Source organism: Nonomuraea sp. NPDC001684, from assembly GCF_053596515.1.
Genome location: NZ_JBSFGJ010000309.1, coordinates 1 through 11286 on the forward strand (window position 1 = coordinate 1; position 11286 = coordinate 11286).

Consider the following 11286-nt stretch of genomic DNA (forward strand, 5'->3'; position numbering starts at 1 on the left):
GCGACGGTCTCGAAACCGCCGTCGGCGAGCAACCGCGCCAGCCCCTCGCGCAACAGTACGGAATCCTCGGCGATGACCACGCGCATGTGCACATGACTACCATTCGCAGGGCAGCTCCGCACGCACGATCGTCGGCCCCCCGACGGGGCTGTGCAGCACGAGCACGCCGTCGATGGTCGCCGCCCGGTCGGCCAGGCCCGACAGCCCGCCGTCCGGCGTGACGACGGCGCCGCCGATGCCGTTGTCCCACACGTCCACGACCACGCCGCGGTCGCCGCCGAACACCGCCACCGACGCCTCCGTCGCGCCCGAGTGCTTGGCGAGGTTGGTCAGGGCCTCGGCGACGATGAAGTACGCGATGCTCTCCACCGCGGCGGGCGGCCGTTCGGCCAGTTCGACGGAGACGTCCACGTGCACCGGGGCCCGCGCGGCCAGCCCCGACAGCGCCGCGTCGAGCCCGCGGTCGGTGAGGATGGCCGGGTGGATGCCGCGGGCCAGGTCGCGCAGCTCGGCGATGGCCGCCTTGGTGCCCGCGTGAGCCTGGACGATCAGCGCCCTGGCCTCCTCCGGCTCGGTGTCGAACTTGGCCTGTGCCCGTCCGAGGTCCACCGCCACCGACAGCAGCCGCTGCTGCGCGCCGTCGTGCAGGTCGCGCTCGATCCTGCGGCGTTCGGCCTCGGCGGCGTCGATCCCCCTGGCCCGGCTGGCCCGCAGCCGCTCCTCCTCGCTGCCGCCGAGCAGCACCGTGGCCAGGGTGCCGTGCAGCCAGGCCATGCCCCGTACGAGGTAGGCCGTCACGACGAGCAGCACCACGCCGGCCGCGCCCGCGACCAGCACGCCCGCCCAGTCATCGATGATCAGGCCGGTGCGCCCGTCGCTCAGGACGTACAGGACGCGGGCCAGGGGCGCGAGGAGCAGCACCGCCGTCGCCGTCCACAGCGCCAGCGACAACGCGGACTCCACCAGGCCCAGCGGGAGGAGCATGAGGAGGTAGCCGAGGTCCTGCCAGGTGGCCTTGTCGCCCAGCAGCCAGGTGAGGTGCGAAAGCAGCCCGCCCTCGGGCCTGCTCCGGTACGGGTCGGCGATCCGCACCCCGAACGCCGCCCCCATCAGCCGCCGCTCCAGCATCGCCCCGCCGCGCCACATCAGCACGGTCGCCATCGTCAGCGGCAGCCCCACCCAGACGATCACCAGCGGCACCGCCACCGTCGTCGCCAGGGTCACCACGACGAACCAGACCATCCCGAACAACGCGCTGACCAGCAGGTACGGAGCCGCCCGCCAGGTCATCGGGTCGACCAGCACCCCTAACGGCCCCTTCGGCCCGAACCGCACCCTGTCCTTCAGCCTCACCGATCGCATGCCCCCAGCCTGCCCGGCGCCGCGGACGGGGTGAATGGAGCAGACGTCCGATCCGCAGGTGGGGTTAACCCCACCCTCGGCGCCTTGGCACGGCCTCGGCACGCGAAAGGGGCGGCGGGAGAACCTCCCCGCCGCCCCTTCAGGCGCGTGGCCGCTAGTCGCGGTCGTTGCTCACCGTGGTCTTCTGCACCTGCAGCAGGAACTCGGCGTTGGACTTGGTCTCCTTCATCTTCTCCAGGAGAAGTTCCAGAGCCTGCTGCATGTCCAGGGCGTGCAGCACCCGGCGGAGCTTCCAGACGATCTGCAGCTCCTCCTTGGCCATGAGGATCTCTTCCTTACGCGTGCCGGACGCGTCGACGTCGACCGCGGGGAAGATGCGCTTGTCGGCCAGGGAGCGGTTGAGCTTGAGCTCCATGTTGCCGGTGCCCTTGAACTCCTCGAAGATGACCTCGTCCATCTTGGACCCGGTCTCGACCAGGGCCGTGGCGAGGATCGTCAGCGAGCCGCCGTTCTCGATGTTGCGCGCGGCGCCGAAGAAGCGCTTCGGCGGGTAGAGCGCCGTGGAGTCGACACCACCCGACAGGATACGACCGGAGGCCGGGGCCGCCAGGTTGTAGGCGCGGCCGAGTCGCGTGATCGAGTCGAGCAGGACGACCACGTCGTGGCCCAGCTCCACCAGGCGCTTGGCGCGCTCGATGGCCAGCTCGGCGACCGTGGTGTGGTCCTCGGCCGGACGGTCGAAGGTCGAGTGGATGACCTCGCCCTTGACCGACCGCTGCATGTCGGTGACCTCTTCGGGACGCTCGTCCACGAGCACGACCATCAGGTGGCACTCGGGGTTGTTGCGGGTGATCGCGTTGGCGATCGCCTGCAGCACCATCGTCTTGCCGGCCTTCGGCGGCGAGACGATCAGACCACGCTGGCCCTTGCCGATCGGCGAGACCAGGTCGATGATCCGCGTGGTGAGGATGTTGTGCTCGGTCTCCAGGCGCAGGCGCTCCTGCGGGTAGAGCGGCGTCAGCTTGTTGAAGTCGGGCCGGTTGCGGGCCTGCTCCGGGTCCATGCCGTTGACGGTGTCGAGGCGGACCAGGGCGTTGAACTTCTCGCGGCGCTCGCCGTCGCGCGGCTGGCGCACCGCGCCGGTGATGACGTCGCCCTTGCGCAGGCCGTTGCGGCGGATCTGGGCCAGCGAGACGTAGACGTCGTTGCTGCCCGGCAGGTAGCCGCTGGTCCTGACGAACGCGTAGTTGTCGAGGATGTCGAGGATGCCGGCGATCGGGATGAGCACGTCGTCGTCGCCGATGACGGGCTCGGTGCTGTCGAAGCGGTCACGGCCGCGGCCGCGGTTGCGCTCCCTGAAGCGGCCCCTGCGGCCACGCCCGCGGTCGTCGTCGTCGCCGCCACGCTGGTCGCCACGCTGGTCGCCGCCCCGCTGGTCACCGCGCTGGTCGCCACGCTGGTCACCGCGCTGCTCGCCACGCTGCTCGCCGCGCTGGTCGCCCCTGCCGCCGGCGTCCGTGGCGCGCTGGTCGCCGCGGCTGCTCTCGGCACGGCCGCCCTCACCGCGGTCGGCACGGTCGCCACGCTCACCGCGGTCGCTGCGCTCACCGCGCTCGCCGCGGTCGCTGCGCTCGCCACGCTCACGGCGCTCGCCGCGGCTGCGCCGCTCGCGACGGCTCTCGCGCTCGCCCCGCGTGTCGGCCTGACCGGCGTCCACGACCTGGGCCTGCTGCTCGACGGCCGGCTCGGCCGGCGCGGCCACGGGCTCGGGGGCCGCGGCCACCGGCTCGGCGGCCTGCGGTGCGGCCTCGTCGGCGGGCTTGGTGCGGGAACGTTCCCTGCGCGTACGGGTGGGCCGCTCGGCCACGGGAGGCGCGGCCTCCGTCAGGACGGGCGCCGCCTCAACCGCGGCTGCCGCCGGAGCGCCGTCTCCGGAGGCGCCACCCTGCTTCTCCTGGATGGCCGCGATGAGCTGGCTCTTCCGCATGCGCCCGGTGCCGCTGATGCCCAGCTCAGCGGCCATCTTCTGCAGCTCGGGCAGCACCTTGGCGGACAGGCCGGTGCCGGAGCGACGCGCACGAGGCTTGGCCGCGGCGCGGGTGGGGGTGTCGCCGGACGCGGGCTGAGAGCCTGGTGCGTCGGAGAGGAGTTCGGTGGTGTCGCTCAACTAAAAGGTCCTTCCCAGGGGTCGGGCGCCGGTTTTGTTCTGCCGGGCGTCCCGGAGGTGCTTGCGACCCGGCGGGACAGACCGGGTCGGGGTGCACGTTGCGATCTTCGGCTGTCGCGGACGGCCGCCACTCTTGGGGAGGGGTTCGTCCAGGCCGCCACAGGACCGTGGCGCGTGGCTGACACCCCCCAGATTGCTGTCGCCAACCAGATGTCGATGTGCGTCGAACGCGCAGGTCCCCGTCGTCGCCGCCTCACGTTGGGCCAACCGGGTGTGGGCCAACCGGAGGCAACGGATTCCGGGGAGACAGCCGCGCTGCTCACGCCTCGCGACGTGAAGCATGATGCAGCGATGTATGGCTGACAAGCACGCACCCACCAAGGGGGCATCTGGTGCGGCTATCAGCCTAACATCACCAGCGCACACGGCTATTCCCTGAAGGTCTAAAGAGGCATCAGCGTGTCTCGGGGAACTGAACGTTCGCACCAACCGGGTCGACGTCCATTTGCTGGATGTGCCAGTCATTACCCACTTCTGGCGCGATCAAATCCTGCGTATCCGGTGACGAAAACGCAAGAACCGTGGGACCCGCCCCCGAAACGACCGCGGGCACGCCGACTGCACGCAGACGTTCTACCAGACGCGCGCTCTCCGGCATGGCAGGCGCGCGATAGGGCTGGTGGAGACGGTCTTCGGTGGCGGCGAGCAGCAGCTCTGGTTCCGGCCGCGAGGTCAGCGCGGCGATCAGCAACGCGGCCCTGCCGGCGTTGAAGGAGGCGTCCTTGTGGGGCACGTCCTTCGGCAACAACCCCCGAGCGGTCTCCGTGGCCAGCCGCGTCGTGGGAACGACGACGACCGGACGGACCCTCTCGTCGGGGGCCAGCTTCACCATACGCGCTGCTCCCGCGTGGTCGGTCCAGGCCACCGTCAGGCCCCCGGCCAGGCACGGAGCGACGTTGTCAGGGTGGCCCTCCATCTCGGTGGCCAGCGCGAAGACCTCGTCGTCGGACAGGCCGCCGTCGCTCAGCGCGCGGGCGGCCAGGATGCCGGCGCAGACGGCGGCCGAGGACGAGCCCAGGCCGCGGGCGTGCGGGATGCGGTTGACGCAGCGCAGGGCGATGCCCGCGGGCTGCGGCGCCCCCATGCGGGCGTACGCCTCGCGCATCGCCCGGACGACGAGGTGTCCCTCGCCGAGGTCGACCTCGCCCGCGCCTTCGCCCTCCACGCTCACGCGCACGCCGGGCTCGGCGGTGAGCGTGGCCTCCACGTCGTCGTAGAGGGTGAGCGCCAGGCCGAGCGCGTCGAAGCCCGGCCCCAGGTTGGCCGACGTGGCCGGCACGCGGATTCGCACCGTCGTCATCGATTCACGGTTCCCTCGTCGTTCGCTCACTCCCCGTGCGCCTCTCAGGCGAGGTTGAGCGCCGCGGCGGCGGCGTGCACGTCGATGGGGATGACCACCGGGGCGGGCGCGCCCGAGATGGCCCAGTCGGGGTCCTTCAGGCCGTTGCCGGTGACGGTGCAGACGATGCGCTGCCCGGCCTCCACGAGCCCCTGCGCGTGTGCCTGGAGCAGCCCCGCGACGCTCGCCGCCGAGGCCAGCTCCACGAACACGCCCTCCTCCTGGGCCAGCAGCTTGTACGCCGCCGCGATCTGCCGGTCGGTCACCGCCTGGATGACGCCGCCGGACTCGTCGCGGGCCGCGGTGGCCAGGTTCCAGGACGCCGGGTTGCCGATGCGGATGGCGGTGGCGATCGTGTGGGGGTGGGTCACCGGGGCGCCCTCGACGATCGGCGCGGCGCCGCTGGCCTGGAAGCCGAACATGCGCGGACGCTTCGTCGAGACGCCGTCGTCGGCGTACTCCTGGTAGCCCATCCAGTAGGCCGAGATGTTGCCCGCGTTGCCCACCGGGATGCAGTGGATGTCGGGGGCGTCGCCGAGCGTGTCGACGATCTCGAACGCCGCCGTCTTCTGACCCTGCAGCCGGAACGGGTTGACCGAGTTGACCAGCGCGATCGGGTAGCTGGAGGACAGCTTGCGGGTCATCTCCAGGCAGTCGTCGAACGACCCCTCGACCTGCAGCAGCGTGGCCCCGTGGACGAGCGCCTGCGCCAGCTTGCCCATCGCGATCTTGCCCTTCGGCACCAGCACGGCGCAGGTCAGCCCCGCGCGTACGGCGTAGGCCGCCGCGGAGGCCGAGGTGTTGCCGGTGGAGGCGCAGATGACCGCCTTGGCGCCCTCTTCGACCGCCTTGCTGATGGCCATGGTCATGCCGCGGTCCTTGAAGCTGCCGGTCGGGTTCGCCCCCTCGACCTTGAGATAGACCTCGCATCCCGTCAGCGCCGACACGCGGTGCGCCGGGACGAGCGGGGTGCCGCCTTCGAGGAGCGTGACGACGGGCGTCTTCGTGGTGACCGGAAGACGCTCTCGGTACTCCTCGATGAGGCCACGCCACGACCTGCCCATGATGACTCCCTACCTGCGGTGTTGGCCACCGAGTGTACGGGGTGCGCGGCGCGGGCGCGGAGCCGAGTCCACTGAGTGGACAGGTCGTTGGACAGCGCCACTATTCAGGAAATTCTCAGCATCTCCCGATAAGGTCTCGGCAGGGGGTCACCATGAACGCGCGTCCTGCTTTGAGGCAGAACGACTATTCACCAGTAGTGCCGCCGGAGCTCGGGGCCTGGTCGCCGGGGTTGTCCGTGAGCGTGGTGATACCGACGCACGGCGGGCAGGACAAACTCGACCTGACGCTGGCCGCGCTGGCCGCGCAGACGTACCCGGACCATCTCATGGAGGTCCTGGTCGTCGACGACGGAAGCGCGCCGCCCGTCCGGCTGCCGGAGATCCGGCCGGTCAACACCAGGATCGTCCCGGTACGCGAGGGCTGGGGCATCTCCAACGCGGTCAACACCGGCGCCAAGGCCGCCGACGGGGAGATCATCCAGCGGCTCGACGCCGACATGGTCGCCTGCCGCGAGCACATCGAGGCCCTGGCCCGCTGGCACCACGTGACCGACTACCTGGTCACCATCGGGATGAAGAAGTTCGTCGAGGCGCCGCCGGTCACCGCGCGGCAGGTCTTCCGCGCCGAGCGCCTGGACGAGGTGTTCGACCTGGCCGGGGCCGTGTCGAGCTCGACCGAGGCGACGATCGAGAAGACCGACGGGCTGCGCAGCAGCCGCAACCCGTACCACGTGTGCACCGGGCCGACCTTCGCCCTCCCCCGCGAGGTCTTCGACGCCGTGGGCGGGCTCGACCCGACCGTGGTGCGCGGCGAGGACACCGAGTTCTCCTACCGGCTGGCCATGCACGGCGTGGTGTTCGTGCCCGACCTGGCCGCCCAGGCGGTGCACCTCGGGCTGCCGGCGCAGCACCGCGACCGGGAGCGGGCCGTGCGGGCGGTGGAGCCGTACCTGGCGCACCGGATCCCGCTCCGCCGGGACCTGCGCAAGGACCGGGGGCGGCGGTGGCTGGTGCCGTACGTGGAGATCGTGCTGGACGTCACCGAGACCTCCGAGTCGGTGGTGCGGCGGGCGGTGACGGCGGCCCTGGACGGCAAGCTCCAGGACGTCGTGCTGACGCTGGTGGGCCCGTGGTCGCGGCTCGACGACGGGCGGCGCGCGGTGTTGTCGGACCCGTGCTTCGAGCTGCGGCTCATGCGCGACCTGTGCGCGCACGACGAACGCATCCGGCTCATCGACGAGGCCGCCCCGACGCCCGCGCCCACGCCGTTCCGCTACCGGGGGCCGGTGGACGTGCCGCTGCACCGGGCGACGCTGGAGCGCATGGTCGAGTCGATGCAGAAGGACCTGACCGGGGTGCTCGTCGTCGACCTGCCCGACGGGCGCACGGCCCGGCTCGAACGCACCTCGGCGCTGGGCCGGGCGCTGCTGCTCGCCGGTCCAGGCGCCGATCTCGACGAGGTCATCGACGCCACGCACGGCGTGCGTCACGAGCCGCCGGACCGCTACTGGCCCGCGCCGCCGCAGCCGGAGCCGGTCACCATCCCCGCGACGGTCGCGGTCACGGCCGAGTCCGCCGAGACCACCCTGTTCAGACGGCTGAAGTCGGCCCTGCGCCCGAACTGACCGCCGCCCGCGGGACGAGGTCGGCCGCGCAGGCGGCGACCCAGCGCCCTTTTCTGCGCAGGCGGCGGCCCAGCGGTCATGTCAGCGCAGGCGGCGGCCCAGCGCCCGTTTCATCGTGGCCGACAGCAGGGTGCGCAGGCTCTGCTGGGCGCGGTTCGCGGCGGCGAGCTGGCGGCGCAGGGTGCTCACGTCGCGCCGCAGCTCGACGGCCGTCCTGCGCCACCGGGTGGCCTCGTCCCGCCACTTGGTCACCTGGGCGCGCAGGCGGTCGGCCTCCGCCGCCAGCCGCTCGGCCTCGGCCCGGGCCTCCAGCCGCGCCCGGTACGCCCCGCGCCGCCCGATCAGCGGCGCCGCCTCCGTGGTGAACCCGTAGGTCTCGCCCTCGACCCAGGACACGCCGGACACGGCGTCCACCACGTCGTCGAGGTCGCCGGGCTCACCGGGCTCACCGGGCTCGCCGCCGGCCACCATGCGGGCCCTGGCGAAGGCCGAGCGGCGTTCCAGGCGGGCCGCCACGACACCGTGCGACGACTCCCGCAGCAGCACGGCCAACAGGCCGAGGCCCTCGTCGCGGGCCAGGTCGAGCAGGCGGGCGAGGGTGTCCTCGCCGGGGATCCAGCCGGGCGGCAGGCGCAGCACGAACGGCGTGGCCGGGTCCAGCTCCTCGGCCGTGGCCAGGCGCACCCGTCCTTCGTGCCGGTAGTGGCCGTGGACCAGGGCCAGGTCGAGGCGGGGGTCCTTGAGCGGGGAGCGGCGCTCGCGGCCCACCTCGTCCCAGGGGCCGAGCAGGAGCACCGACAGGTCGGGAACGGTCCCGGCGAGCAGGGCGTCCACGGTCGCGCGCACGCTGTCGTAGCCGGCCGTGCCGTCCACGACGGCGGTGACGTACGGGATCTTCCACTGGCGGGACGGATGGGAGCGCAACCACCGGTACGCCGGGATGCGGTCGGCCACGAACGCGTGGCTCACCCGGTCGATGGACTCCTTGTCGCGCATGCGCATGGTCGGGCCGAGATGGTAGGCGCGGGCGCGCGGCTCGGGCACGAACACCGCGCCCGCCTGGTGCAGCCGGTAGCCCATCTCGGTGTCCTGGCCGAGGATCAGCTCGTCGTCCATGGGGCCGGCGGCCTCGGTCAGGCGGGCCCCGACCGAGGTCGCGCCGCCGACGTGCAGGCTGAAGGGACGCTGGGGGTTGGCGGTGAGGCCGTCGGTGCGTTCGACGAGGTCGACGATCCAGGCGTGCGGCTCGGCCGGCTCGAAGTGCTCCTCCAGGTCGGCGGGGAGCTCGGCGGGCAGCTCCGCGTCGGTGAACCTGATGTAGCCGGTCACGACCAGGTAGGGGGCCGTGTGGTGCCAGCGCATGTGGGCCTCGATCGCGCCCGGGGTGAGGACGACGTCGGAGTCGAGCCAGTGGATCACGTCGCCGGTGGCCTGGGCCAGCCCGGCGTTGCGGGCGTTCGCGCGGCCGGGCTGGTCGCAGACGATCAGGCGGGCGCCCTCGGGACGGACGTCGGGCAGCCGCAGGGGCGGCACGCTGCCGTTGTCCACGACGATGACCTCGGTGAGCGCGGCCGGGTAGGTCTGGCGGGCGAGACCTGCCAGCACCAGGTCCAGCTTGTCCTGGCCGCCGTAGGCCGGGATGATCACGCTGACCGTGAGCGACGGGGTGAGATCCTCGGCGGGCCGCAGCACGCGGTAGTCGTTGCCGCGCACCGGCGGCTTCTGGCCGTTGTTCATGCGGCTTCCATCAGCAGGCTCGGCCGGAAGCCGTGCCATTGGTTCGTGGCGATTCTGACGAAATGGGCCAGGGGCAGCTGCCAGGTGTGCTCCTCGGTCAACCCCCTGCGCAGGACGTAGCCGAGGCCGTGCGTGCGATAGACGCGCGCGCCGATCTTTTGCGCCGCTTTCACGAACTCAAGATCGACCGCACGCGGAAGAGCGGGAAATCCTCCAATTTCCCGAAATTTCGCGCTTTGGAGCAAAATGGTGCCTCCGGCTACGTGATCCGCCCAAACCTCGCTAGGGTACGCCGCTCCGCTCGCGAACGTCGTCCGCCGGATCGTGGCGCGCAACGGCTCCAGGTAGAAGAACTCGGCCGTCGTGCCCACCACGTCGGCCCCCGCGTACGAGCGGGCCATGAGGAGGTCGGACAGGTGGCCGGGGCCGTACCAGTCGTCGTCGTCCCACTTGGCGAGGTAGTCGCCCGAGGCCAGGGCGGCGGCCCGGTTCAGCACCTCGCCGAACGGCACCGTCCTGGCCGCCTCGACCCACCTGACGGGCAGCGAGCACGCCTCGACGGCCGCGCGCACCTGCCCGAAGGCCACCCCGTGCAGCCCGAGCAGGACCTCAGCCTCGACGCCCCGCTGCCGCTCCATCTGCGCCAGCGCCGCGCCGACCAGGGCGGGCCGCTTGGTCGACATGACGATGCTGACCGTCGCGCGGGCGGGCCGGTGGACCAGGCGCCGCAGCCGTACGCTGTGCTCCTCCCGCCGCAGGTCGGCCAGGCAGCGCGCGGTGCCGTCAGCGGGCGCGGCGAGCCAGTCGCGGTCGGTGAGCAGCGCGGCCAGGTCGCCCGGCACCCACGCGGGGGCGTCCTGGGCGGTCAGCGGGATCCCGGCGCCGGCCAGCTCCGTCAGGCCGTCGAGCGGCACCGGCGCGGCGGGCCAGTCGATCTCCAGTCCGCGCCGGGAGCGCAGCGCGGGCACGTCGGGCGGCCCGCCGTCCACCTGCCAGCCGTCCGACCAGTGCAGCCGGGCGAACCCCTTGCCCGGCGTACGCGTGAAGCCGCAGGGGGTGACGGACATGGACGATGCTCCTCGACCGGACGGGACTGGATCGGCGCCTACCTTACGCCCGTTTTTACACGTCAGTAGACAGACAGGCAGCTTTCGGGTGGCGGACGGCATGAGCCCCGAGGCCGGGTTCCCAGTTTTCCTCCAGGAACATATGGCACGGTAGTGGTCAGGGTTTATTAGGGTGGCAATAATCCCGCCCATCCTCCTATGCCCGACTAGTCGTGACTATGAAAGGTTTGCGCGGATGCTCTCGCCCCGCCGACTGGCAGCGGCCGCCGCACTTCTCGCAGTCGTCGCCGCCGGGGTGCTCGCCCTGCTCGTCCTGGCCGGCCTGCTCACCCTCGGCGCGGCGGCGGCCGTCGCCGCGTTCGCGGTCACGCTGGCCGCCCTCGCCCTGCTGCTGCTCACCGTCCGCCGCGTGGACGGCAAGGCGCACCGGATCGACCTGCGCATGAAGAAGCACGAGGCCGAGCTCGCCCGTGCGACGACCGCGGTCAAGAACCTCGAATCCCGGCTGGAACTGCTGGTCCAGGCGGTCGAGGAGTCGGCCGCGCGGCGGGCCGACGACATCGGGGCGATCCTCGCCTCGCTCGGCGAGGACCGCGTGAACGCCATGACCAGGGCCCGGGAGGTCGAGGAGCTGCGCGAGGAGGTTCGCGCGCTGGCCAAGGGCCTGGCATGATCCGCGTCCGGCACAACGACTACGGGGTGCTGCGCCCGCCCGCGATCGGAAACTGGACGCCCGAGCTGCGCGTGTCCGTGGTCATCCCGGCCTACGACTGCCAGGAGGCGCTGGAGCGCACGGCGTCCGCGCTGGCCGCGCAGACCTACCCGGCCGAACTCGTCGAGATCGTGGTCGCCGACGACGGCAGCA

The 11286-nt window shown here is 72.1% G+C and carries 9 protein-coding genes and 1 pseudogene; 3 read left to right on the forward strand and 7 right to left on the reverse strand.

Going from position 1 to position 11286, the window contains the following annotated elements:
• The 5 genes and pseudogenes from ACWCSD_RS36825 to thrC all read right to left on the reverse strand — a co-directional run.
• Positions 1–86 (reverse strand): annotated as a pseudogene (locus tag ACWCSD_RS36825) (DNA-binding response regulator); the annotation flags it as partial.
• Positions 87–96: 10 nt separating this feature from the next.
• The gene (locus ACWCSD_RS36830; protein ID WP_449921914.1) at positions 97–1362 is read right to left on the reverse strand and encodes a sensor histidine kinase; all 1266 of its coding nucleotides are present in this window, start codon (positions 1360–1362) and stop codon (positions 97–99) included.
• Between the two features lie 154 nt (positions 1363–1516).
• Positions 1517–3529 (reverse strand): transcription termination factor Rho, encoded by a 2013-nt coding sequence (rho, locus tag ACWCSD_RS36835; protein WP_397162455.1) that lies wholly within the window; start codon positions 3527–3529, stop codon positions 1517–1519.
• Positions 3530–3983: 454 nt separating this feature from the next.
• The gene (gene thrB / locus ACWCSD_RS36840) at positions 3984–4889 is read right to left on the reverse strand and encodes a homoserine kinase (RefSeq protein ID WP_358283417.1); all 906 of its coding nucleotides are present in this window, start codon (positions 4887–4889) and stop codon (positions 3984–3986) included.
• Between the two features lie 44 nt (positions 4890–4933).
• The gene (gene thrC / locus ACWCSD_RS36845) at positions 4934–5992 is read right to left on the reverse strand and encodes a threonine synthase (protein ID WP_364324843.1); all 1059 of its coding nucleotides are present in this window, start codon (positions 5990–5992) and stop codon (positions 4934–4936) included.
• A 236-nt stretch (positions 5993–6228) separates the two neighbouring features.
• Between thrC and ACWCSD_RS36850 the strand changes: the two genes are divergently transcribed.
• The gene (locus ACWCSD_RS36850; RefSeq protein WP_449921917.1) at positions 6229–7617 is read left to right on the forward strand and encodes a glycosyltransferase; all 1389 of its coding nucleotides are present in this window, start codon (positions 6229–6231) and stop codon (positions 7615–7617) included.
• An 81-nt stretch (positions 7618–7698) separates the two neighbouring features.
• On the opposite strand, the gene ACWCSD_RS36855 is transcribed toward ACWCSD_RS36850, so the two are convergent.
• Both ACWCSD_RS36855 and ACWCSD_RS36860 read right to left on the reverse strand, forming a co-directional pair.
• Entirely contained in the window at positions 7699–9354 is a 1656-nt protein-coding gene (locus ACWCSD_RS36855; RefSeq protein ID WP_449921919.1) for a glycosyltransferase, read from the reverse strand.
• Positions 9351–10421: a glycosyltransferase family 2 protein gene (locus ACWCSD_RS36860; RefSeq protein ID WP_449921921.1), complete on the reverse strand. Its 1071-nt coding sequence runs from the start codon at positions 10419–10421 to the stop codon at positions 9351–9353. Before ACWCSD_RS36860 ends, ACWCSD_RS36855 begins: the two co-directional genes overlap by 4 nt.
• 235 nt (positions 10422–10656) lie before the next feature.
• Between ACWCSD_RS36860 and ACWCSD_RS36865 the strand changes: the two genes are divergently transcribed.
• Both ACWCSD_RS36865 and ACWCSD_RS36870 read left to right on the forward strand, forming a co-directional pair.
• On the forward strand, positions 10657–11094 hold the full coding sequence (locus ACWCSD_RS36865) for a hypothetical protein (protein ID WP_364324855.1): 438 nt from the start codon (positions 10657–10659) through the stop codon (positions 11092–11094).
• The coding region (locus tag ACWCSD_RS36870; RefSeq protein WP_449921923.1) for a glycosyltransferase at positions 11091–11286 on the forward strand (196 nt) is incomplete at its 3' end. The genes ACWCSD_RS36865 and ACWCSD_RS36870, both read left to right, overlap by 4 nt.

Coding starts and splice junctions, on each gene's coding strand:
- ACWCSD_RS36830 (WP_449921914.1), bottom strand. CDS start 1,362: ATGCGATCGGTGAGGCTGAAGGACAGGGTGCGGTTCGGGCCGAAGGGG.
- thrB (WP_358283417.1), bottom strand. CDS start 4,889: ATGACGACGGTGCGAATCCGCGTGCCGGCCACGTCGGCCAACCTGGGG.
- thrC (WP_364324843.1), bottom strand. CDS start 5,992: ATGGGCAGGTCGTGGCGTGGCCTCATCGAGGAGTACCGAGAGCGTCTT.
- ACWCSD_RS36855 (WP_449921919.1), bottom strand. CDS start 9,354: ATGAACAACGGCCAGAAGCCGCCGGTGCGCGGCAACGACTACCGCGTG.
- ACWCSD_RS36860 (WP_449921921.1), bottom strand. CDS start 10,421: ATGTCCGTCACCCCCTGCGGCTTCACGCGTACGCCGGGCAAGGGGTTC.
- ACWCSD_RS36865 (WP_364324855.1), top strand. CDS start 10,657: ATGCTCTCGCCCCGCCGACTGGCAGCGGCCGCCGCACTTCTCGCAGTC.